Origin of the sequence: Mesorhizobium sp. SARCC-RB16n (assembly GCF_008520305.1) — a bacterium.
Lineage (GTDB): Bacteria > Pseudomonadota > Alphaproteobacteria > Rhizobiales > Rhizobiaceae > Mesorhizobium.
In genome coordinates, this window is the sequence record NZ_ML703253.1 from 358141 (window position 1) to 378171 (window position 20031).

Below are 20031 nucleotides of genomic sequence, written 5' to 3' on the forward strand. Positions count from 1 at the left end.
CCTTGTCAAGAGAAAAATACTATGCGACATAGCAAAGTAGATAGCTATATCGCATAGCAATTTTCGCAGATATCAAGCCGAGGGAGGACACAGACCATGACCGACGAGCCCGTTGCCTTCGATGTCGAGAACGGCATCGCCTGGGTGCGCTTCAACCGGCCGGACAAGCGCAATTGCATGAACCCGGCGCTCAACCGGCGCATGATGGAGGTTCTGGACGAACTCGAATTCCGCGACGATGTCGGCGTGCTAGTGCTGTCGGGCGAAGGCAGCGCCTGGTCGGCGGGCATGGACCTCAAGGAGTATTTCCGCGAGACCGAGGCCAAGGGCCTCGGCGCCGTCCGCAAGGCGCAGTCCGAAGCCTATGGCTGGTGGCGGCGCCTGCGCTGGTATGGCAAGCCGACCATTGCCATGGTCAATGGCTGGTGTTTCGGCGGCGGTTATGGCCCGCTCTTCGCTTGCGATCTCGCTTTCGCCGCCGATGAGGCACAGTTCGCTTTGTCCGAGATCAACTGGGGCATACTGCCCGGCGGCGGCGCCACCAAGGTGGTGGTCGATCTGCTCTCGATGCGCGACGCCATGTACCACGCGCTGACCGGCGAACTCATCGACGGCAGGAAGGCCGCCGCCTGGAAGTTGGTCAATGAAAGCCTGCCGCTGGCCGAGCTGAAGACGCGTGTCGCCGCGGTCGCGAACATCCTTTTGAAGAAGAACCCGATCGCCCTGAAGGCGACCAAGGACGCGATCCGCCGCGTCGCCGAGATGACCTATGACAATGCCGAGGACTATCTCGTGCGGGCGCAGGAAGCGGCCAACTCCCATGACAATGAGGGCCGCAAGGAAGGCATCCGCCAGTTCATCGACGAGAAGAGCTACAAGCCGGGTCTTGGCGCCTACGACAAGGCCAGATGACGCCATAAACCATCGACGCAATCTGGGAGGAGATGCGAATGCCGGCCTGGACGACATCGGATCCCGTGGCCTTGCACACCGGGACGCAGCCGGATCGTCTTGCCTGCGTCGACCTGGCATCTGGCCGGCGCTGGACTTATGCCGCGCTCGACCGGGCCATCCAGCGCGCCGTCGGCGTCCTCGAAACCGCCTATGGCATCGAACGGGGGCAACGGATCGCCACGCTTGCCCGCAACAGCGCCGACCTGCTTGTCCTGCAGCAGGCCGCCATGCGGCTCGGCGCCATTTTCGTGCCGCTCAACTGGCGGCTCGCCGGCGCCGAACGGCAGGCGATCCTGGCCGATTGCAGCCCGGTGTTGCTGCTGCATGACGCAGCACTCGAAATGGTGCTGCCCGACGGCTGCATGTCAGTAGACGTCGCGGCCTTCGCCAAGGCGGTCGAGGCCCAGGCACCGGCGCCGCGCCGTCCCTTGCCGGAGAGCGATACGCCGTCGATCATCCTCTACACATCGGGCACGTCGGGCCGGCCGAAAGGCGTCGTCGTCACCGAGCGCAATGCCTTGGCGACCGCGGTCAATTTCGGCGTGCTGGGGCGCGTCGGCAATGCCAGCGTCTTCCTCTGCGATGCACCGATGTTCCATGTCATCGGTCTCATCACCAACCTGCGTCCACCGCTGCTGCAAGGCGGCACGGTGCTGATCTCGCCCGGTTTCGATGCCGGTGCCACCAACCGCCGCCTGGCCGACCCCACACTGGGCGTCACCCATTATTTCTGCGTGCCGCAGATGGCCAGGATGCTGCGCGAACATCCCGACTTCGCGCCGGCGCGCTGGACCTCCCTCACCGCCATCTTCACCGGCGGCGCGCCGAATCCGGCCCCCGATATCGAATGGTGGCTGGCACAAGGCATCCGCATGGTCGACGGCTTCGGTATGACGGAAGCCGGCACCGTGCTTGGCATGCCGGTCGAGGCCGAGCGGATCGCCCGCAAGGCCGGCTCGGCCGGCCTGCCGGCGCCGACGATCGGCCTGCGTATCGTCGACGACGACGGCCAAGACGTCGCCGCCGGCCGACCGGGCGAGATATGGCTGTCCGGCCCCTCGATCACGCCGGGCTACTGGAACCGGCCGGAAGAGACTGCCCGTGCCTTCACCGACGATGGCTGGTTCCGCACCGGCGACATCGCGCGACGCGATGACGAAGGCTTCGTCACCCTCGTCGATCGTCGCAAGGACATGTTCATCTCCGGTGGCGAGAACGTCTATCCCGTCGAAATCGAGATGGTGCTGCTCGACCATCCCGACATCGCCGAAGCGGCCGTGATCGGCATCGCCGACGAGCGCTGGGGCGAAGTCGGCCGCGCCTTCATCGTCGTCAAATCCGGCCGGATCCTGGATCCGGCCGCTCTCGCAGGTCACTGCGGCGCCCGCATCGCCCGTTACAAGGTGCCGAAAGAGTTTTTGCTCACCGAGGCACTGCCGCGCACCGCGTCCGGCAAGATCCAGAAACACATTTTGCGCGGGTGGACGGCACCGGAGGGCGGGCAAGCCTGAGATGGCCGCGGTTTAGCGTATACCCATGGACTGGAATATCGCGGCGGCAGCGGCCACGATCTCCGCATTGTCCCTGGCCACCGTTCCATCGGCGAGCGTCTTGCCGTCCTCCAGCCCGACCCGTGTCGACCAGCGCTTTTGCCGCGCAAGGTCCACGAACGGCCAGACTGTGCCGTCGACGCCATGCAGCAGGATTGGCCGCCGCACGCCTGCGCGTTCGAGAACGGCGGCGATCCCGTGCGCCTCGTCGAGGGCTGGGGGCAGGTCCGGTATGTCGATCTCGATCAGGATGCGCAGCACGCGGCCGTGATCGGCAAGCGCCACGAAGCGCTCGGCATCAGCCGTCGTGGCAAGCCCCGCCTCGATGCCGACGCCCTGCTTGCGCAACAGCTCCATCACATCGGGTGCGTCGGCCTCCGAGAGATTGACCGAGGCATAGTCGGGCAGCTCGCGCCAGGCGGCGATCGCCGCGCGGGTCCGCGCCACATCGTTCTCGATCCAGGCGCCGGTCGACACGCCGATCAATGTGCCCGGACAGGCCCGGCGCACGGCAAGGACCGTCGCATCCACCGCGGCCAGGCTCTCGCGCCCGTCGGCGCCACGCGGATGGATGTGCAGTTCGGCGGCACCCGCGGCGACGCAGGCCGCGGCATCGCCGGCCATCGCTTGTGCCGTCAGCGGCAGCCCGGGATGGAAATCGCGCGAACGCGCGCCGTTGATGCAGGCCTGGACGATCATCGATTTCACCTCGGACAAAAGCGCGCACTCTAGCCGCGCCGCCACGCCGCGCAAGGCCGCGGCCCGCCACTCCTGACACGACGGCGCCACGCCTCTTCATGGCATCCGGCGGCATTTGAATAAAAGGCGCCTGTGGATATTTACCCCGCGTTGCGGCAGGCCGGCCAAGATACATTAGGGCGGGATCATGGAGGGACCATTGACCAGCGATTTTTCAGCCGCCCGTCTCCATCTCGAACGCGCCTACCACTATCTGCGCGGCAATGACGAGACGAGCCGTTCGACATGCGAGGCCCTCGACCTGTTGATCGAGATGGTGGCGGAAGCACAGCACAGGAAGCCGGAACCCGGGGTGCTGGAATTTCCGCGCGCGGCAGCGCGCCGGCACGGTTGAACAAAACGCGCCGCGTTCAACGGATTCAGGCTGCGCGCATCAAGTCTTCGTCTTCACGCATGTCGCTATGCATGTCGCTTTTGGAGCGACATGCATTTTGTCCTGTCAGGACGCCCTGCGTCTCGATGCGTCGTCGGCCATTGGTGCCGCGCGCGCCACGATCCGCTCCAGCGGTTCGGGCCGGTGCAGCAGGAAGCCTTGGCCGAACTCGACGCCGATGTCGCCCAGCATGGCCACCGTGTCCTGCCGCTCGATCTTCTCGGCCACGACCGCGCAGCCGAGGCTGCGGGCGATGCTCGTGATGGCCAGCACGATCTCGCGGTCGAAGCGGCTTTCCGTGATATGCTCGATGAAGGAGCCGTCGATCTTGATGGCATCGACCGGAAAGCGCCTGAGATATTCGAACGAACTCATGCCGGCGCCGAAATCGTCTAGGCTGACCCTGCAGCGCCGCTCGCGCGCCTTGCGCACGAAGGTTTCGGCGGCATCGAAATTGGTGACGGCGGCGGTTTCGGTGATCTCGAAGCCGATGCCGGAATGCGGCGCCCCGGTTTCCTCGATGATGCTGTCGACGAAGTCCCACAGCCCGGGATCGCTCAGCGTCTGCGCCGACAGGTTGAAGCCGAGCGTGATCACGCCGGATTTCATCGCCGCGCTGTGCTGCGACAGCGCGGTGCGGATGATCCAACGATCGAGCCGGGCGGCAATGCCGAAGCGCTCCGCCGCCGGTATGAACTCGCCGGGCGGGATCAGCCGGCCGCCCTTTCCGGCAAGCCGCGCCAGCACCTCGACATGGCGGTTCTCTTCCCAGGGCCTGCCCAGCCGGTGGATCTCTTGGCCGAACAGTTTCAGCCTGCCGTCATCCATGGCGTCCACCGTGTCGGCGGCGAGCCGTGCCGCGTTGAGGCCGCCCGAACCCGAGATGGCATCGGTCGAAAACAGCGCGAAGCGATCACGCCCGGCGGCCTTGGCGGCGTAGCAGGCATCGTCTGCGCAGGCCAGCGCGTCGGCAACCGTGGTGACATGGTCGCGGACGATGGCGATGCCGATGCTGGCCGCCAGCCGGCGCGACGTCGCGGCAAGGCCAAGATCGGCGTCGCGCACGGCCGCCAGGATGGCGCCGGCCAGCCGCTCGGCTTGCACGGCGTCGCAATCGGGCACCATCAGCGCGAACTCGTCGCCGCCGAGCCGCGCGGCATGCGCCGATGGCGGCAGGCAGCGGCCAATCCCCGCCGCGACGCTCTTCAGCGCCAGATCGCCCGCGGCATGGCCGGCGAAATCGTTGAGCGCCTTGAAGTAATCGAGGTCGATGTAGAACACCGCAAGCGGCACGCCCGTGGCGATATGGTGGGCGAGCAGCCTGTCGAAGGCGGCGCGGTTCCACAGGCCGGTCAGCGCGTCATGACGGGCGGCGAAGGCAAGCTCCTGTTCGCGCAGCTTGTCCTCGGTGATGTCGCGCAGGGTGCCGAGAACCAGGCCGGCCGCGCCCGCCGCGGCGACGAAGCGCACCAGCGACTCGACATGGCGGATGGCGCCGTCGCGCCTGATGATGCGGTATTGCGAGGCGGTAACCCTGTCCGAGCCGGGTGTCGGCAAATGCGCCTGCTCGGTGGCGTCCTTGTCGTCGGGATGCAGGTAGGTATGCCAGAGGTCGCCCGACACTTCGTCGGTGTCGGCAACCAGGCCGAATATGTCCCGGGTGCGGGCGTCCCAATAGCTCTTGTTGGTGGCCAGGTCATAATGCCAGATGCCGGTGCCGCTGGCGGCGAGCGCCAAGCGGAAGCGCACATTGACCTGTTCGAGCGCGGCCTCGGCCGCCTTCTGCTTCGAGATGTCGGTCTGTACGCCCATTAGCCGGAGGGGCTTGCCGTCGGCGTCGCGCTCGACGATGCCGCCGCGGTCGAGCACCCATATCCAATGGCCCTTCTTGTGCTTGAGCCTGAGTTCGGTCTCGATGGCGTCGGTCAGCCCGGCAATATGGCGGTCGCCGCTGGCCAGCGCCCGCTCGCGGTCATCGGGATGGGTCAGTTGCAGCCACAGGTCGCTGGTGGCGGCAAGCTCGTTCTCCTCATAGCCCAGCATCCGGGCCCAGGTCGCCGAATAGAAGCAGTCGCCGGTGCTGAGATTCCAGTCCCAGACGCCAAGATGGGCACTCTCCAGGGCCTTGGCCCAGAACCCTCCGTTGCGACTTTTCTTACCCTGACGCGCCATTGTCCGTTTCTTCTGCCCCACCCCGCGGGCAATCTGCGACAAAACCAGAGAAGAAACAGTTACCGGGCAGCGGAAGGGGCGCAATGTCTGCTCTCCCGGCGACAATCGTGACTTCAGCCTTTCGATTGGCCGGCAAGAACCGGAGTTTTGTGATGGTCCGATCGTCCTAGGGATGCCCCGGATCATCGACATGGGTGATCCCCAAGCCAGACAAGAAGAGGACGCTCCCTATGACCAAGCAAGAAGACAACAAGGCCGTCGTCGTCAGATGGTTCACCGACTTCTGGGGTGAAACCTGCGACCTGTCCGTCGTCGACGACCTTGCCGCGCCCGACATGCTGCTCAAATATTCCTTGCATGAGCCGCGCCGGGGCCGCGACGACATCAAGGCCTTCATGACCGATTTCCGCACCGCTTTCCCGGATCTCAACTTCTGGGCCACCGCCGACCTCATCGCCGAGGATGACTATGTCGTCGGCCAATGGGAAGGTGGCGGGACGCATACCGGTCCGGCCTTCGGTGATTTCCTCGCCGGCTCGCTGCCCGCCGCCACCGGCCGCACCATACGCTTCACCGGCACAACGGTGCTGAAGGTGATCGACGGCAGGATCGTCGAGGAAATCGGCCTCGACGACGGCGTCGCCGCCCTCACCCAGCTCGGCCTGATCAAGGCCGCCTGAGCGAGCCCACTTGAGCGAAGGGGGCGATCGCCTGGACAGCGATGCCCTCTTCGATCGCGGCGGAGGCGCGGCAGCGTTTCCGGGGAACCGGCAATCATCGATACTGCCGCATTTCATCGACGTCTTCGTTAAAAACTCCTTGAGGAAAAGGGAAGAATCATATCCGCGCGATGTTTGAAATATCCTTTCTCCAAAAGTGTAACCTGGCAGTAATACTTCCCGTCATAGACAAGATTCGGAAATCTTGGGGCAGTTGGCGGGACGTCTTTCGATGAGTGCGTACACCGGGCGCCGGGCTGGCGATCGCCGCTCGTTTGCCGTTCTTGACCTGGACATCGCGACGACCAGAAGCGGCTGGCTGCTGACGGCCATGTGCCTGGCTTACGCCCTGGCCGCGCTCTGCATCGCGCCGTACCGGTACCTGCACCTGGCCCAGTCCTACGCCCAGCCGTTCGCCTTCTTCCTGCCCGCGCTGCTTGCGGCCGGTCTGGGCCTGGTGGCGCTGACATTCTCCAGGCAAAACCCGACCAGGTTCATGCTCGACACGATCAGGCAGCGTTGGCTGGGCGCCGCACCGGTGATCCTCCTGTTCTTTCTCGGCATCACAGCCTTCACCACCTTCAAGATCTCCATGTCCGACTTCGTGCCATTCTATGCCGACGGCATGCTGGCGGAGCTTGATCTTGGATTGCATGGCGCCGACCCCTGGACATGGGCGCACAGCGTCGTTCCCGAATCCGTCTCGGCGGTCGTTTTCTTCGGCTACGGATATGGCTGGCACGTGCAATGGTTCGGCACTTTGCTGTTCGTCGCCTTCTGGAACAACCCGGCAGGGCGTCTGCGCTATCTCTGGGCGCTGGCGCTGACCACGATTCTGTGCGGCACGGTTCTGGCCACGTTGTTGTCGTCCACGGGTCCGATATTCCACGACCAGTTCTATGGCGGCGACCGATTTGGCGCACTGCGGGACGCTCTGGCGCAGAACGGCTATGCCGCGCCGGTTCATACCTATGCCAATTATCTGCTTGCCGCTTTCGAAAGCAAGCGGCCGGAACTTGGCGGCGGCATTTCCGCCATGCCAAGCATGCATGTCGCCTTCGCCACGCTCAACGCGTTCTTTCTGAGCGGTTTCGGTCGCCGGTGGGCGTTTGCCGCCTGGTCCTTCGCGGCATTTATCCTGTTCGGTTCGGTCTACACCGGCTGGCACTATGCGGTGGACGGCTACCTTTCCGTCCTCGTCGTGTCTGTGCTCTGGTACCTGACCGGACGTTTCGTTCTGCCGCGGGCCAGCCGCGACGCCGCCGGGATGGAACTGCCGCTGCCCGAACCGGCATCGCAATGATCAGCCTGCCTGGCTTCGTCGGAGGCAGCAAGAGCCGTCTGCTACGCCCGCATCGCTGATTCCATGGGGTCGACGGGAACTTCGGGACAATGGCCAGGCGGCGTCGGCGCCGCCTGGCCGTGCCGGTTACTGGCTCGGCGCCATCGCGTGCTCGCACGACACTTTGGGGTTCATGTCGGCGAACGTGCCGGTCGGGTTGCCTTTCCAGGCCCAGACGTGCAGTTCGTAGAACTCACCCAGGCCATAGCGGTTGGGCGCGCTGTTGAAGTTGAACAACTGCCCTTCGAGCGAGGCCGGCCCCTTCGAGGTGATGTATTCGACCGCCACCAGCTTCAGCGTGCCGTCGGCCATCGGCTCGTACATCACCGCTTCGGGACGGGCGATGTCGATCTTGTCGTCCTTCAGATACCCGCCATTGACATAGTGGATGCCCATGGCGCCGCCGGTGATGCCGCTGGCGCAGGGAATGGGCGCATAGCCTTCTGCTGTCGCGGCGTTGACGTCGAGAAACCGGCTGTTGGCGGCCCGCACCTTTTCAGCCAGCGGACTGGCATCCGGCGCGCCCGCTGCCGCCTCCTGATGCGCCTCAGCAAAGGTCGTGCAGACGACCAGCATTGCCCCCGCCATGAGAAGCCTGTTGCGAGAGTTTGATTTCATATCCATTCCATTCCTGTTGAAAACGCATGGCTGGCCGGCCGCCGACAATACGGCGGCACGACAGGCAAGCGCCGTGGCTGTTGCTGTTTGGAGGTACCGAAAACGACGCGGCGAATGCCGGTCATCCCTTCGGCAGATACGGGATCGTTCCGGCCAGATCGGTGTCGTCGATCAGCTGGAAACGGCTGTCGCTGCCGCCCTGGCGGGCCGAAACGAAAGGCGCGTAGGCCGGATCATTGGTGAAGGCGCGCGCCGCGGCTTCCGACGGGAAAGCCATCAGGGCGATCAGCGTCGTGTCGAGCGGCTTGCCTTCCAGCGTCTTCACATTGCCGCTGCGCGACAGATATTTGCCGCCATGCTTGTGGACGAGGTCATGCACCGACGCGGCATAGGCCGGGACCCATTTCGGGTCCTTCATCTTGATGTCCGCGATAACGTAAGCAGTCATTGTGGTCTCCTAGTTGCGGCGCACAGGGGTATCCCGTGCACCGGCCAAAGGGCTCGCATGGCAAGGCCTACGCCAGCCAGTCCGCGATCTGTACCGGGCCGGTACAGTTTCTGTACTCGCCGCCTCAATCATGAAGGGCTAATGTTCTCGCAAGGTTCGAGGGAGAGGCACAGTCATGACGCAGCACGGATACAAACAGTTCTGCCCGCTATCGATGGCCGCCGAGGTGCTGTGCACCCGCTGGACGATGGTGCTGATGCGCGAGCTGGTGGCGGGGTCGACCCGCTTCAATGACCTGCGCCGCGGCGTGCCCAAAATGTCGCCGACCCTTCTGTCGCAACGGCTGAAGGAGCTTGAGCTGGCGGGGATCGTCGAGCGCAAGGAGGTCCAGGGAGAAAGAGGGATTTTCGACTACCGGCTGACCGAGGCCGGCCGCGATCTGCGCCCGGTCGTCGAGGCGATGGGCTTCTGGGGCCAGAAATGGGTCGAATCCCGGTTGTCCCTCAAGAACCTCGATCCGTCGCTGCTGATGTGGGACATGCGGCGCAACCTGAATCCCTCGCCGCTGCCCGAAGGGCGCACGGTGATACAATTTCTGTACCAGGAACTCCCCGCCTCCAAACGCTCGTGGTGGCTGATCGTCGAAAAGCACGGCGAGGTCGACCTGTGCTGGTACGATCCGGGCTTCGACGTCGACCTCTATGTCTCGACCGACCTGCACACGATGACGGCGATCTGGATGGGATTGCTGACCGTCGAGAAGGCCGGCGCGAAGGTCACCCTGACCGGCGACCAGTCCATCGGCAGGAAGATGCAGGCCTGGCTTGGCCTCAGCCCGTTCGCGGTGGAACCCAAACGCGCGGCGTAGGAGCAGGTGCCGTCGGCAAGCCCGTGGTGAAGCTTAGGCGCGCTTGCCGCCCCTTTCATTTGCGAGGTGATAGGGTCGCACGAGGATTTCGGCGGGAATGTTCCATTCCTTGTTCAGTTTGAAGATCATGTCGAGGGTAAGGGCGCGCTTTCTGTTCAGGACCTCGGTTGCCCGAGGCGACGATCCGATCACTTCGGCCAAAGCCTTTCGCGACAGGTTGAACAATTTCATGTGCGAATGAATGGCTTCAACGGGATCGGGTGCTTCAATCGGATAGTGCTTATCCTCATAAGCCTCGATCAGGGTTGCGAGAACGTCAAAGCGATCGCCGTCGGGAGAGCCTATCTCCGGCTCATTCTCGAAGTATTTGGTGATTTCGGCGATCGCCCAATCGTAATCGGCTTCGGTCTTAATGGGTCGAATGTCTTCCATCATACCTTCTCCGGATCAATCTTGTCATATTCTTTATGTGTCCCGACGAATTTGATCAGGACCCGGTGAAATTTGTAGGCGACGTGGACGATCAGGCGGTACTTGTTGCCGCCAATATCGAAAATGACGCGGTTGTCGCCCACGAAATCGACGGTCGTTCCGAATGCATCCTTGATGTCGGCCGGAGTCTTCCAATCGGCACTGCCGACAGCAACATACCAAGCCGTCAGAGGCGCTTCCGCCTGATGGTGCTTGGCCCAAAAGTCCTTCAGCGCTTTCTTGGCGATGATTTGCATCACCTTATATAGCGAATTCCCAAACCGGGAACAAGCGAAATTCCCAAATTGGGAAGGATTGCATTAGATGCAGCATCTTGACCTCAACCACGCTTGCACCTCCTGACAGTTGGCAGGAAACGGGTGGCGGGATCGGCTTTTGGCGGCTTCAATGCGCTTATGTTCATCACCCTGGCCAAACGTCTGCAACCCGCGCCGCTGCCGGTGGCCGACGACCCGCGCTGGGCGCGCATCGTGGCGCGTGACAAGTCGGCCGACGGGAAATTCTGGTATTCGGTGGCGACGACCGGCGTCTATTGCCGGCCCTCCTGCCCGTCGCGGCGCGCCAACCCCGCCAATGTCCAGTTGCACGACACTTTACAACAGGCGAAGGCGACAGGCTTTCGCCCATGCCGGCGCTGCAATCCGGACGGCCCTTCGCTCGAGGCCGCCAACGCCGCGATGGTCGCCAATGCCTGCCGCAGGATCGAGGAAAGCGAGGAGGAACCCTCGCTCGCCGAACTGGCCGGTGCCGCCGGCCGCAGCCCCGGCTATTTCCACCGCGTCTTCAAGGCGACCACCGGGCTGACGCCGAAGGATTATGCAGCGGCCCGGCGTGCCGCCCGGGTCCGCCAGGGCCTGGAAGACGGCGTCAGCGTGACATCGGCGATCTACGATGCGGGCTTCAATTCGAGCGGGCGCTTCTACGAAAAATCGACCGGCATGCTCGGCATGACGCCGACGCGCTATCGCGCCGGCGGCGCCAATGAGGAGATCCGCTTCGCGGTCGGCGAAACTTCGCTCGGCACCATCCTGGTCGCCTCGAGCCGGAAGGGCGTCGCCTCGATCCTGCTCGGCCAGGATCCCGACGCGCTGGTGCGCGACCTGCAGGACCGTTTCCCCAAGGCACGGCTGGTCGGCGGCGACAGCGACTACGAGGCGCTGGTCGCGCAGGTCGTCGGCTTCGTCGAGGCGCCGGCGCTCGGTCTCGACCTGCCGCTCGACGTGCGCGGCACTGCGTTCCAGCAGCGCGTCTGGCAGACCTTGCGGGACATCCCGGCCGGCCGCACCGTCTCCTACGCCGAGATCGCCCAGCGTATTGGCGCGCCGAAGGCGACCCGCGCCATCGCCGCCGCCTGCGCCGCCAACGCCCTTGCGGTGGCCATTCCATGCCACCGCGTGATCAGGAAGGACGGCGCCCTGTCCGGCTATGCCTGGGGCGCGGAGCGCAAACGCGCGCTGCTCGACCGCGAGGCCGGCGCGCCGGTGAAGTCACCCGACAACGGGCTCTCTCAGGCCTGACGAGGACCCGGCAATGCGTGCGATGGCCAGGTCCTCCATCACCGGTGCGAACAGCCAGATCGCCAACGGCGCCGCCGTCAACCGAGAGGACGCGAAGACGCTGGTGATGGCTGCCATTGGCACGCTTGTCGAGGATGGCAAGGCCGAGTGGAGCCGAACCGCGACCGGCGAGATCGAACTGCGGCTGTTATCAGGCGAGGTGTTCTTGCTCGGCGAGGTCTGTGTCACGCGTGTCGCCTAAGTACACCTTAGCACTCTACGGCGCCCCCCTCTGTCCTGCCGGACATCTCCCCCACTTGTGGGGAGATTAGCTGTCATCACGGCCTTCGCCAATCTCCAACGTTGCCGGACGAGGGCCGGCGCCGAAAATCTCCCTCCTTGTGGGGGAGATGTCCGGCAGGACAGAGGGGGGCGCCACAGAACTCGGCCATCCACAAGTTGGCAATTTGAATTTGAAAGCAAGCACCGGAGTGAGGAACAGCCGGCACGTGGCTAGAGTTCAGGCACACAGAAGGAGTGAAGGCAATGAACCTCATGCAGACCCATATGCCGGCGACAGCCGCCGGCGTCGCCCTCGACACCATCGCCTATGCCATCGGCCGGTCCGCGCTTGGGAACATCCTCGTGGCGCGCAGCCCCATCGGCGTCTGCGCCATCCTGATCGGCTCCGACGCCAAGGCGCTTGAACAAGACTTCGCCAACCGCTTCCCCGACAGGGTGCTACGCGAAGACGAGACCGGCTTGCGCGACGATCTCGCGGCGATAGCGCGCTTCATTGAAATGCCGGGCGCCGGTCTCGACCTGCCGCTCGACATGCGCCACGGCACGCCCTTCCAGCAGCGGGTGTGGGAGGTGCTGCGGACTATCCCGTGCGGCGCCACCATCACCTACACGGCCCTTGCCCGGCGCCTCGGCATGCCGGACGGCGCCCGCGCCGTGGCGACGGCCTGTGCCGCCAACGCCATCGCGCTCGGCATTCCCTGCCACCGCGTGCTGCGCGCTGACGGCTCGCTGTCCGGCTATCGCTGGGGGATCGAACGCAAGCGCGCCTTGCTGGACGGGGAGGCCGCGATATGAACGCCAACGCCAGGGTTGCCCCATCATTGATCGAAGCTGCCGAGACACGCGTCGACGCCTACGACTGGTCGGCGCTCACCGCCGAGCTCGACGGCTTCGGCTGCGCGGTGATGGAAAAGCTGCTGTCGCCGCAGGAGTGCCGGCAGATCGCCGGCCTCTATTCTGAGGAGCAGCATTTCCGCAGCCACATCCACATGGCCAGGCATGGCTTCGGCAAGGGCGAATACCGCTATTTCCGCTATCCCTTGCCCGATCTCATCGGCGGCCTGCGCAGCGCGCTCTATCCCAGGCTGGCCGAGGTCGCCAACCGGTGGAACGAGCGCATGGGGATTGCCATGCGCTACCCCAGCACGCATGCGGAGTTTCTAGACCAGTGCCATGCCGCCGGCCAGGTCAGGCCGACACCGCTATTGCTGCAATATGTGCCTGGCGACTTCAACTGCCTGCACCAGGACCTCTATGGCGACCTGGCCTTTCCCCTGCAGGTAGCGACCCTGCTTTCCGAGCCCGGCCAGGATTTCACCGGCGGCGAATTCGCGCTGACCGAACAGCGGCCGCGCATGCAGAGCCGGGTCGAGGTGGTGCCCTTGCGCCAGGGCGATGCGGTGGCCTTCGCCGTCCACAACCGGCCGGTACAGGGAACGAAGGGCAATTACCGCGTCAATCTGCGCCACGGCGTCAGCCGCCTGCGCTCAGGCATGCGCCACACCGTCGGCATTATTTTTCACGATGCGAAGTGAGGTATTGAGGCCGTCGGGAGCCTGCATCAGCGGACACCATCTCCAGGATCCAGGGACACGCGTAATAATCGGCAATGCTTTTGATGACCCCGCCATCGGCACGGACCCGCACCAGATAGGCCGGCCGCCAGACTTCGCCATATTCCCGGTCGACGACCAGCACGATCTCCCCTTCGAACGCGCCTGGCCGTATGCGCCAGGGCAGCTCGCTGCGCTCATATTCGACGAAGTAGGGCGAAGCCGAGAGCAGGCCGCTGTAGCAGTCCGACACCTTCAGGCGTGCATCGGCACTGGTCAGCGCGCGCACGCCGTCCCAGTCCCTGACGTTGAAGAGCGCGACATAGCGGCCAAGCAATTGCTCCAGTTCAGGATCGTGTGGCGGCGCCGCGACCGGTTGCGCTGGCAGTGCGGCGAGCTTGGCACGGCCGCGATTGAGCGCCGACTTGACGCCGCCTGGGGTCGAGCCGACCAGGTCGGCGATCTCTTCCAGCGAATGGTCGAAGACATCCTTGAGCAGCACGCAGGCGCGCTCCTTCGGCGGCAGATGCACGACCAGCCGCTCGATGGCGCGGCCGGCGCCCGGACCGGCCGGTTCGACCGGCAGCACGATGTCGTCGTCGGCATAGAAAGCTTCGGCCGCGTGCCGCGTGCGTTGGTTGCGGATGAAATCGATGCACCTGTTATGCGCGATGCGGAAAAGCCACGGCCGCAGCGCCTGCGCATCGTCGAGCAGCTCGATCTTGCGATAGGCCTCGAACAGCGCCTCCTGCATGATGTCCTCGCCATCCAGCGCCGAGCCGGTCATGCGAGCACAATAGCGATGCAGCCTGGCGCGCAGATGCGAAACCGTCTCGAGGAACGCGGCATAGCGCAGGTCGAACACGCGGTCGGGCTCAAGCCAGGCCCGCATGCCTTGCGCCGTGTCGTGGGATTTGCGGATCTGCTGGTTCATCGCGGCACATAGGTCAAGGTCACCACGCCATTGGCGAAACGATTGATGTCGACCAGCTCGAGATCGACCGGTCCGACGTCGTCGAAGGCGCGCTTGCCGTGCCCGACCCATGTCGGCACGATCGACAGATGATACTCGTCCACCAGCCCAGCGGAAAGCAAGGTGCGGTCGAGCTGCGACACCCCATATTTCAGGATGTCGCCGCCCGGCTGGCGTTTCAGCGCCGCGAGCGCCTCGGCGACGTCGCCTTCGATCAGCGCGGCATTCCACGACACCGTCTCCAGCGTCGTCGAGGCGACCAGCTTCTTCAGGCCGTTGATGCGGTCCATGTAGGGGTTGTCCCTGATCCCGGGCCAGCGCGCGAAGAACATCTCGTAGGTGACGCGGCCAAGCAGGAAGAATTCGACGTTCGAAAGCGCCTGCAAGGCATGGTCCACATTCTCCTCGACGAAGAATGGCGAGGCCCATGTCATCGGCCCCTCGATGACGCCATCCAGCGAGACGAAACTCGACACGATCAGCCGCCGCATGCTTACGCCGCCTTCTCGCTGGTTTTCTCACCGGCTGCCGGCAGCCCCAGTCTCGGCCGTACCCAGGCGGCGAAGCGGACAATGGCATCGTCGGCCTCCGGCGCCCGCCCCGCCATCATCTGGAAGGAATGCAGCATGCCGTCGAAGACGTCGAGCCGTGTCTCCACACCGGCCTGCCTTGCCCGTTCGGCGAACACGCGGCTTTCGTCGACCAGCGTCTCGTCCGCGCCGGCCTGCAGGAAGACGGGTGGAAAGCCGGAGAGGTCGGCGTAGAGCGGGCTGACCTCGGGATCGCGCCGATCCGCATCGCCGATGAAATTGGCCGCCAGCCAGTCGACGCCGGCCTTGGCGAAGGCCGGATCTTTTTCGCGGTTGGTCTCGTAGCTGGCAGCGGTCATCGCCATGTCGAACCAGCCGGAGATGATCAGCGTGGCGACGGGCAGCGGCCGCCGCTGCGCGCGCAGCCGCTGCAGGACGCCATAGGTCAGCACCGCGCCGCAGGAGTCGCCGGCGATCACGATCCGCCCGGGGTCGAAGCCCTGGTCGACAAGCCAGTTCCAGGCTGCCATCGCCGCCTCGAGTTGGGCCGGATGCTTGGCCTGATGCGCCAGCGGATAATCGTAGAGCAGCGCCCGGCAGCCGACGGCCTTGGCGAGGTGGCCGACCAGCTTGCGGTGGGTGTAGATCGAGCCGCCGATGAAGCCGCCGCCATGTGCATAAAACAGCACCCGCTGCTCGTCGGCACCTTTGGGCACGACCCACATCGCGGCACGCCGCCGGCATTGGCCTCGATATAGTCGACACCGCGCGGCTCGCCGGTCAGCGCCGTCCAGTGGATATCGTTGTGGTCGATGATCGCCTGCGGGCTGGTCAACTTGCCCGCATTGGCCGCCATAACAGCGTAATGGTTCCTGTTTGCCTCGCTCTCGATGCTCGCCATGATATTCTCCTGGGGTTGCGGATCGCGGAAGGCGCGACCTTCGAAGGCAGAGACGTACGGGCAGGCAAAAAGGATACGCGGCGGCGGGCGCTTTTTTTGCGGACACGCTCAGCCGCCAAACATCGCGGCATGCCGCCGCGCGAATTCGACGAACGGCGTCGGCCGCACACCGAACATCTCATGCGTGGCCAGATGCACCCGCGATTTCGGCCGCCGCCGCCGCTCCGCCAATTGCTCGTCCAGCGCGTCGGCGAAGTCGGCAGGGACGCCGGCGGCCAGCAGATTGCGCCGGCGCTCCCGCGGGCTGATATCGACATAGCGGACCGGCTTGGCGATCCCTTGCGAAATCCGCGCCGCGATGTCGCTCATGGTCAGCGCCTCGGGTCCGGTCATGTCCAGGCTCTCGCCTTCGTGGCCGCCATCGCGCAGCAGCCGGACGGCGACTTTGGCGATGTCCTCGACATCGACCGGCGACAGTTCGGTATCGCCGAGCGCGAGATAAAAAGCGCCTTCCGTGGCGATGGTCGGCGCGTCGCGCAGATAGACCTGCATGAACTGGCTGGGGCGAAGGTGGGTCCACGCCATTCCGGCTCCCTCCAGATAGCGCTCGACCTCCTCATGCATACGCGTGAAGCGGAACCTCGTCGCGTCATAGCCGATATTGGATTCGGCACCGGAAAACTTCACCACATGCGCGACGCCGGCTTGCTTGCAGGCGTCGATGAAACGACATTGCGTCTCGACCATGTCTTGCGCGGCGGTCGAAATCATCAGCACGCGATCGATGCCATCGAGGGCTGCACCAAGCGTCTCGGCCCGGCGCATATCGCCTTCGATCAGTTCGACGCCGGCAAGTCCACCGAGCCCTGCCGCGGATGCCCGGCCCAGATCGCGAACCAGCGCCCTCATTTGATGCTTCTGCCGCGCGAACTCGCGCACGATCGCCTTGCCGTTCAGGCCGGTGGCGCCTGTCACCAGGATCATGGTCTATCTCTCCATTCAGCATTGATGCGATCGCCATTCCGACGAACGCACCTTGAAGACGAAGAGAAGAGGACAAAGGATTCCGGCCAAAGGTTTTTATCGGCCTACACGCCGGCGATCAGCCTGCCGGCGCATAGCGGCCGACCACCATCCCGCACACATAGGCCTTCGAGCCGAGCAGCCGCAGGTCTCGGAACCCGCCTTGGTCGAAGATACGGCGTCCGGCACCCAGCACGGCAGGATTGACGAACAGCTGAAACTCGTCGACCAGCCCGGCCGCGATCAGCGCCGAGGCGAAGCCGGCGCCGCCGAAGACGGCTATGTCGCCGCCCTCGCCTGCCTTCAGCGCGTTGACTTCGCGCGGCAGGTCGCCGCTCACCCCCGCCGTGCGCTCCCAACGCGAGGCCTCGAGCCTGTCGCTCGGCACCACCTTGCGCGCGTCGACGATGCGCTGCGCGAAGGCATAGAACGGATCGGCCGGATATTTCCTCGCCGCATTGCCCCAATGGGTGAGATAGCCCTCCTCGGCCATCTTGCGGCTCAAGAGGATGGTGTCGATGCCGGCGAACACGGCGTTGAAATCCTGTCTCAGCTCGGCATCCCAGCCATTGTCGTCGCCCCATTCCCAGAGCTGCCAAGAATGATCCGCATCGCCGCCGACGAAACCGTCGACCGACATTTGCATCTGAAGGATGAGCTTTTTCATCGGGTTGTCCTCGTCAGGTTTAGCCGGAAACGATTTACTTTCGCAACCATTTGACCTGCTGAAAAAAATGGTGTCAATAGTAAAGTGATTTAAAAATGGAACCATAGAGAATGTCGACGCGCGAAAAATCCGGTTGCCCGATCAACCTGTCGCTGGAACTGCTCGGCGACCGCTGGACGCTGCTCATCATCCGTGACCTGATCTTCGCCGGCAAAAAGCATTTTCGCGAGTTCCTGCAATCCGATGAAGGCATCTCCTCGCGCACATTGGCCGAGCGGCTGCAGACGCTGCAGGATGAAGGCATTCTCACCCGCAGCGACGACCCGAGCCACGGGCTGAAGGCGATCTACCGGCTGACCGAACCCGGCATCGACCTCTTGCCGGTGCTGGCCACGCTCGGCGCCTGGGGCAGCAGGCACCGCAAGGCCGACGGCGAACTTGCCCGCACCGCCGACGAGCTGGCGGCCGGCGGCGAGCCGGCGCTGGAGCGGATGAAGATGGCGCTGCGGGCGGAGCATGTTGTTTAGGCGGGTGCGCTGTTCTAAGGGCGAAGCAGCTTCGTTGAAAGTCGGCGCCGCCCCTCACCTGCCTGCCGGCATCCTCTCCCCGTATAGTGACGGGGAGAGGGACAACTCGCACCAACGATTTCGCCAATCGTCAGCGTGGCAGAGAGGGGCGCCGGCGGAGCCGCCGCCCTTTCTCCCCGTCACTATACGGGGAGAAATGCCCGGCAGGGCAATGAGGGGCAGCACTGCCGCCTCGGTAGCCAGTCGAAGCATTTGAACTAGGTCACACCCCCAACGAGATGCCTCCACAACCCGCCTCCCATTTGACAATGATCCTCATTTGTTCTCTATATGTTCCAGTCTATCAGCAATCGCGGATGAGCGGAACAGGATGGAAACGACGGCCACCATCCTGCATGCCGATCTCGACGCCTTCTATGCCTCGGTCGAGCAGTTGCTCGACCCCACGCTGCACGGCAAGCCGATCGCGGTTGGCGGCGGCGTGGTGCTCGCTGCCTCCTATGAGGCGCGCGCCTTCGGCGTGCGCGGCGGTATGCCGGGGCGCAGGGCGCGTGAGCTTTGCCCGCAATTGATCTTCGTCGGCGGCAATTTCAGCCACTACCAGCGGCTGGGCGACGCGGCGATCAAGGTGCTCGACGATTTCACACCGGTGGTCGAGCGCATCTCCATCGACGAGGCCTTCGCCGATGTCGCCGGCTGCACGCATCTGTTCGGCTCCCCCCGGGAGATCGCCACAGCGATCCGCCGCCGTGTGCGGGCAGAGCTCGGCCTGCCGATCTCGATCGGCGTGGCGCGCACCAAGCATCTGGCCAAGATCGCCTCGCAGGTCGCCAAGCCCGACGGGCTGGTGGTGGTCGACCCCGGCACCGAGCTTGCCTTCCTGCACGATTTGCCGGTCTCGCTGATGTGGGGCGTCGGGCCGGCAACCAGGGCGCGGCTGGCCGAGATCGGCGTCGAGACCATCGGCGAGCTGGCCCGGACGCACAGCGGCGCGCTGACGCGGCTGCTCGGCCCCGCCGCCGGCGAAAAGCTCGCGGCCCTGTCATGGAACCGCGACCCGCGCAAGCTGGAGACGAAGCGCCGGGCGCACTCGGCCGGCGCGCAATCGGCGCTCGGGCAAAAACCGGCCGTGGCGCGGGTGATTGTGCCGACACTGCTGCATCTGGCCGACCGCGTCGCCAGCCGGCTGCGCGCCAAGAACCGCCCCGGCCGCACGGTGACGGTGCGCGTGCGCTTTGGCGATCTCAGCGCCGTCACGCGCTCGATCACGCTGGAGCAGCCGATCTCGGCGACCATCATGCTGGCCGAGATCGCAGGGGATTTGGTGCGGGGCGTGCTCGCCGATCATCCACGGGAGAAGACGATCTCGCTGCTGGCGATCTCGGTCTCGCACCTGGAAGAGAGCGTCGAGCTGCAGCTCGACCTGCCGCTCGGCCTCGCCGACGAGAAGCGCCGCCCGGGCAGCCAAAAAGGCCTGGCGCGCTTCGGCGCCGACCGTGCCATCGACAAGATCCGCGAACGCTTCGGCAAACAGGCGGTCGGCTACGGCACGGTGGCGCTGGAGGCGGCGCGTTCGGTGCCCGACGAATTCAGGGAATTGGCGGAAAAGGACCTATGAGCGGAGGTGCCTCAGCCTCTCGCCGTCACACCTTCCGGATCAACGCCCGGAACCAACAGGCGCGGCGGTCACGGTGGACAGCAGCTCGCGCTTCACCAGCACCGGCTTTTGATAAATCTTCTTCACGGCAATTCCCCCACACCAA

General features: G+C 64.7%; 23 protein-coding genes. 12 read left to right on the top strand and 11 right to left on the bottom strand.

Going from position 1 to position 20031, the window contains the following annotated elements; genetic code table 11:
* Positions 1 to 96: 96 nt before the first annotated feature.
* Both C7I87_RS01805 and C7I87_RS01810 read left to right on the top strand, forming a co-directional pair.
* Positions 97 to 912, top strand: coding sequence for a p-hydroxycinnamoyl CoA hydratase/lyase (locus tag C7I87_RS01805; RefSeq protein ID WP_149902573.1), 816 nt, complete (start codon positions 97 to 99; stop codon positions 910 to 912).
* A gap of 32 nt (positions 913 to 944) precedes the next feature.
* Positions 945 to 2465 (top strand): AMP-binding protein, encoded by a 1521-nt coding sequence (locus tag C7I87_RS01810; RefSeq protein ID WP_149902574.1) that lies wholly within the window; start codon positions 945 to 947, stop codon positions 2463 to 2465.
* A 12-nt stretch (positions 2466 to 2477) separates the two neighbouring features.
* Here C7I87_RS01810 and C7I87_RS01815 read toward each other — a convergent pair whose 3' ends face one another.
* On the bottom strand, positions 2478 to 3203 hold the full coding sequence (locus tag C7I87_RS01815) for a 3-keto-5-aminohexanoate cleavage protein (protein WP_149902629.1): 726 nt from the start codon (positions 3201 to 3203) through the stop codon (positions 2478 to 2480).
* Between the two features lie 199 nt (positions 3204 to 3402).
* Between C7I87_RS01815 and C7I87_RS01820 the strand changes: the two genes are divergently transcribed.
* Complete coding sequence (locus C7I87_RS01820; protein ID WP_188393680.1) at positions 3403 to 3597, top strand: hypothetical protein; 195 nt, start codon at positions 3403 to 3405, stop codon at positions 3595 to 3597.
* Positions 3598 to 3702: 105 nt separating this feature from the next.
* Here C7I87_RS01820 and C7I87_RS01825 read toward each other — a convergent pair whose 3' ends face one another.
* On the bottom strand, positions 3703 to 5808 hold the full coding sequence (locus tag C7I87_RS01825; protein ID WP_149902576.1) for an EAL domain-containing protein: 2106 nt from the start codon (positions 5806 to 5808) through the stop codon (positions 3703 to 3705).
* A 230-nt stretch (positions 5809 to 6038) separates the two neighbouring features.
* On the opposite strand from C7I87_RS01825, the gene C7I87_RS01830 reads away from it, so the two are divergent.
* Positions 6039 to 6488, top strand: a complete 450-nt coding sequence (locus C7I87_RS01830) for an ester cyclase (protein WP_149902577.1) — start codon at positions 6039 to 6041, stop codon at positions 6486 to 6488.
* 271 nt (positions 6489 to 6759) lie between these two features.
* Positions 6760 to 7830, top strand: a complete 1071-nt coding sequence (locus tag C7I87_RS01835) for a phosphatase PAP2 family protein (protein WP_149902578.1) — start codon at positions 6760 to 6762, stop codon at positions 7828 to 7830.
* A gap of 126 nt (positions 7831 to 7956) precedes the next feature.
* Here C7I87_RS01835 and C7I87_RS01840 read toward each other — a convergent pair whose 3' ends face one another.
* Entirely contained in the window at positions 7957 to 8457 is a 501-nt protein-coding gene (locus C7I87_RS01840) for a hypothetical protein (RefSeq protein WP_149902630.1), read from the bottom strand.
* 151 nt (positions 8458 to 8608) lie between these two features.
* Positions 8609 to 8935, bottom strand: coding sequence for a DUF1330 domain-containing protein (locus C7I87_RS01845; protein WP_149902579.1), 327 nt, complete (start codon positions 8933 to 8935; stop codon positions 8609 to 8611).
* Between the two features lie 175 nt (positions 8936 to 9110).
* On the opposite strand from C7I87_RS01845, the gene C7I87_RS01850 reads away from it, so the two are divergent.
* A complete protein-coding gene (locus tag C7I87_RS01850; protein ID WP_149902580.1) occupies positions 9111 to 9803 on the top strand; it encodes a winged helix-turn-helix transcriptional regulator in 693 nt (230 codons plus the stop codon).
* 33 nt (positions 9804 to 9836) lie between these two features.
* On the opposite strand, the gene C7I87_RS01855 is transcribed toward C7I87_RS01850, so the two are convergent.
* Together C7I87_RS01855 and C7I87_RS01860 are read right to left on the bottom strand one after the other, a co-directional pair.
* On the bottom strand, positions 9837 to 10235 hold the full coding sequence (locus C7I87_RS01855) for a helix-turn-helix domain-containing protein (RefSeq protein WP_149902631.1): 399 nt from the start codon (positions 10233 to 10235) through the stop codon (positions 9837 to 9839).
* Positions 10235 to 10531, bottom strand: coding sequence for a type II toxin-antitoxin system HigB family toxin (locus tag C7I87_RS01860; RefSeq protein WP_149902632.1), 297 nt, complete (start codon positions 10529 to 10531; stop codon positions 10235 to 10237). The genes C7I87_RS01855 and C7I87_RS01860 overlap by 1 nt, the downstream gene beginning before the upstream one ends.
* 159 nt (positions 10532 to 10690) lie before the next feature.
* Here C7I87_RS01860 and ada point away from each other — a divergent pair, with 159 nt between their 5' ends.
* The 4 genes from ada (at position 10691) to C7I87_RS01885 (ending at position 13629) form a co-directional block, all read left to right on the top strand.
* The gene (gene ada, locus C7I87_RS01865) at positions 10691 to 11812 is read left to right on the top strand and encodes a bifunctional DNA-binding transcriptional regulator/O6-methylguanine-DNA methyltransferase Ada (RefSeq protein WP_188393688.1); all 1122 of its coding nucleotides are present in this window, start codon (positions 10691 to 10693) and stop codon (positions 11810 to 11812) included.
* Positions 11813 to 11834: 22 nt separating this feature from the next.
* Complete coding sequence (locus C7I87_RS01870; RefSeq protein WP_246696134.1) at positions 11835 to 12053, top strand: hypothetical protein; 219 nt, start codon at positions 11835 to 11837, stop codon at positions 12051 to 12053.
* A 284-nt stretch (positions 12054 to 12337) separates the two neighbouring features.
* Positions 12338 to 12889, top strand: coding sequence for a methylated-DNA--[protein]-cysteine S-methyltransferase (locus C7I87_RS01880; RefSeq protein ID WP_149902583.1), 552 nt, complete (start codon positions 12338 to 12340; stop codon positions 12887 to 12889).
* Complete coding sequence (locus C7I87_RS01885) at positions 12886 to 13629, top strand: 2OG-Fe(II) oxygenase (protein ID WP_149902584.1); 744 nt, start codon at positions 12886 to 12888, stop codon at positions 13627 to 13629. Before C7I87_RS01880 ends, C7I87_RS01885 begins: the two co-directional genes overlap by 4 nt.
* Here the strand turns inward: C7I87_RS01885 and C7I87_RS01890 are convergent.
* The 5 genes from C7I87_RS01890 to C7I87_RS01910 form a co-directional block, all read right to left on the bottom strand.
* Positions 13607 to 14581, bottom strand: a complete 975-nt coding sequence (locus C7I87_RS01890; protein WP_149902585.1) for a sigma-70 family RNA polymerase sigma factor — start codon at positions 14579 to 14581, stop codon at positions 13607 to 13609. The two genes, C7I87_RS01885 and C7I87_RS01890, sit on opposite strands and share 23 nt — an antisense overlap.
* A complete protein-coding gene (locus C7I87_RS01895; protein ID WP_149902586.1) occupies positions 14578 to 15111 on the bottom strand; it encodes a dihydrofolate reductase family protein in 534 nt (177 codons plus the stop codon). Before C7I87_RS01895 ends, C7I87_RS01890 begins: the two co-directional genes overlap by 4 nt.
* A 2-nt stretch (positions 15112 to 15113) precedes the next feature.
* Positions 15114 to 15875 (bottom strand): alpha/beta hydrolase, encoded by a 762-nt coding sequence (locus tag C7I87_RS01900; protein ID WP_246696135.1) that lies wholly within the window; start codon positions 15873 to 15875, stop codon positions 15114 to 15116.
* Between the two features lie 284 nt (positions 15876 to 16159).
* Positions 16160 to 17035 carry an SDR family oxidoreductase gene (locus C7I87_RS01905; RefSeq protein ID WP_149902587.1) on the bottom strand — a complete coding sequence of 292 codons (876 nt, stop codon included), beginning with the start codon at positions 17033 to 17035 and terminating at the stop codon, positions 16160 to 16162.
* Positions 17036 to 17153: 118 nt separating this feature from the next.
* A complete protein-coding gene (locus tag C7I87_RS01910) occupies positions 17154 to 17741 on the bottom strand; it encodes a dihydrofolate reductase family protein (RefSeq protein ID WP_149902588.1) in 588 nt (195 codons plus the stop codon).
* Between the two features lie 110 nt (positions 17742 to 17851).
* On the opposite strand from C7I87_RS01910, the gene C7I87_RS01915 reads away from it, so the two are divergent.
* Positions 17852 to 18268, top strand: a complete 417-nt coding sequence (locus tag C7I87_RS01915) for a winged helix-turn-helix transcriptional regulator (RefSeq protein ID WP_149902589.1) — start codon at positions 17852 to 17854, stop codon at positions 18266 to 18268.
* Positions 18269 to 18638: 370 nt separating this feature from the next.
* Positions 18639 to 19886 (top strand): DNA polymerase IV, encoded by a 1248-nt coding sequence (gene dinB, locus C7I87_RS01925; RefSeq protein ID WP_149902591.1) that lies wholly within the window; start codon positions 18639 to 18641, stop codon positions 19884 to 19886.
* Positions 19887 to 20031: the final 145 nt, after the last annotated feature.

What these genes read in the sequence shown, in the direction of transcription:
- C7I87_RS01915 (WP_149902589.1), top strand. Translation starts at nt 17,852, where the DNA reads ATGTCGACGCGCGAAAAATCCGGTTGCCCGATCAACCTGTCGCTGGAA.
- C7I87_RS01885 (WP_149902584.1), top strand. Translation starts at nt 12,886, where the DNA reads ATGAACGCCAACGCCAGGGTTGCCCCATCATTGATCGAAGCTGCCGAG.
- C7I87_RS01905 (WP_149902587.1), bottom strand. Translation starts at nt 17,035, where the DNA reads ATGATCCTGGTGACAGGCGCCACCGGCCTGAACGGCAAGGCGATCGTG.
- C7I87_RS01870 (WP_246696134.1), top strand. Translation starts at nt 11,835, where the DNA reads ATGGCCAGGTCCTCCATCACCGGTGCGAACAGCCAGATCGCCAACGGC.
- C7I87_RS01880 (WP_149902583.1), top strand. Translation starts at nt 12,338, where the DNA reads ATGAACCTCATGCAGACCCATATGCCGGCGACAGCCGCCGGCGTCGCC.
- C7I87_RS01910 (WP_149902588.1), bottom strand. Translation starts at nt 17,741, where the DNA reads ATGAAAAAGCTCATCCTTCAGATGCAAATGTCGGTCGACGGTTTCGTC.
- C7I87_RS01835 (WP_149902578.1), top strand. Translation starts at nt 6,760, where the DNA reads ATGAGTGCGTACACCGGGCGCCGGGCTGGCGATCGCCGCTCGTTTGCC.
- C7I87_RS01860 (WP_149902632.1), bottom strand. Translation starts at nt 10,531, where the DNA reads ATGCAAATCATCGCCAAGAAAGCGCTGAAGGACTTTTGGGCCAAGCAC.
- C7I87_RS01825 (WP_149902576.1), bottom strand. Translation starts at nt 5,808, where the DNA reads ATGGCGCGTCAGGGTAAGAAAAGTCGCAACGGAGGGTTCTGGGCCAAG.
- C7I87_RS01810 (WP_149902574.1), top strand. Translation starts at nt 945, where the DNA reads ATGCGAATGCCGGCCTGGACGACATCGGATCCCGTGGCCTTGCACACC.
- C7I87_RS01890 (WP_149902585.1), bottom strand. Translation starts at nt 14,581, where the DNA reads ATGAACCAGCAGATCCGCAAATCCCACGACACGGCGCAAGGCATGCGG.
- dinB (WP_149902591.1), top strand. Translation starts at nt 18,639, where the DNA reads ATGGAAACGACGGCCACCATCCTGCATGCCGATCTCGACGCCTTCTAT.
- C7I87_RS01805 (WP_149902573.1), top strand. Translation starts at nt 97, where the DNA reads ATGACCGACGAGCCCGTTGCCTTCGATGTCGAGAACGGCATCGCCTGG.
- ada (WP_188393688.1), top strand. Translation starts at nt 10,691, where the DNA reads ATGTTCATCACCCTGGCCAAACGTCTGCAACCCGCGCCGCTGCCGGTG.
- C7I87_RS01855 (WP_149902631.1), bottom strand. Translation starts at nt 10,235, where the DNA reads ATGGAAGACATTCGACCCATTAAGACCGAAGCCGATTACGATTGGGCG.
- C7I87_RS01850 (WP_149902580.1), top strand. Translation starts at nt 9,111, where the DNA reads ATGACGCAGCACGGATACAAACAGTTCTGCCCGCTATCGATGGCCGCC.
- C7I87_RS01840 (WP_149902630.1), bottom strand. Translation starts at nt 8,457, where the DNA reads ATGGCGGGGGCAATGCTGGTCGTCTGCACGACCTTTGCTGAGGCGCAT.
- C7I87_RS01815 (WP_149902629.1), bottom strand. Translation starts at nt 3,203, where the DNA reads ATGATCGTCCAGGCCTGCATCAACGGCGCGCGTTCGCGCGATTTCCAT.
- C7I87_RS01900 (WP_246696135.1), bottom strand. Translation starts at nt 15,875, where the DNA reads ATGTGGGTCGTGCCCAAAGGTGCCGACGAGCAGCGGGTGCTGTTTTAT.
- C7I87_RS01845 (WP_149902579.1), bottom strand. Translation starts at nt 8,935, where the DNA reads ATGACTGCTTACGTTATCGCGGACATCAAGATGAAGGACCCGAAATGG.
- C7I87_RS01830 (WP_149902577.1), top strand. Translation starts at nt 6,039, where the DNA reads ATGACCAAGCAAGAAGACAACAAGGCCGTCGTCGTCAGATGGTTCACC.
- C7I87_RS01895 (WP_149902586.1), bottom strand. Translation starts at nt 15,111, where the DNA reads ATGCGGCGGCTGATCGTGTCGAGTTTCGTCTCGCTGGATGGCGTCATC.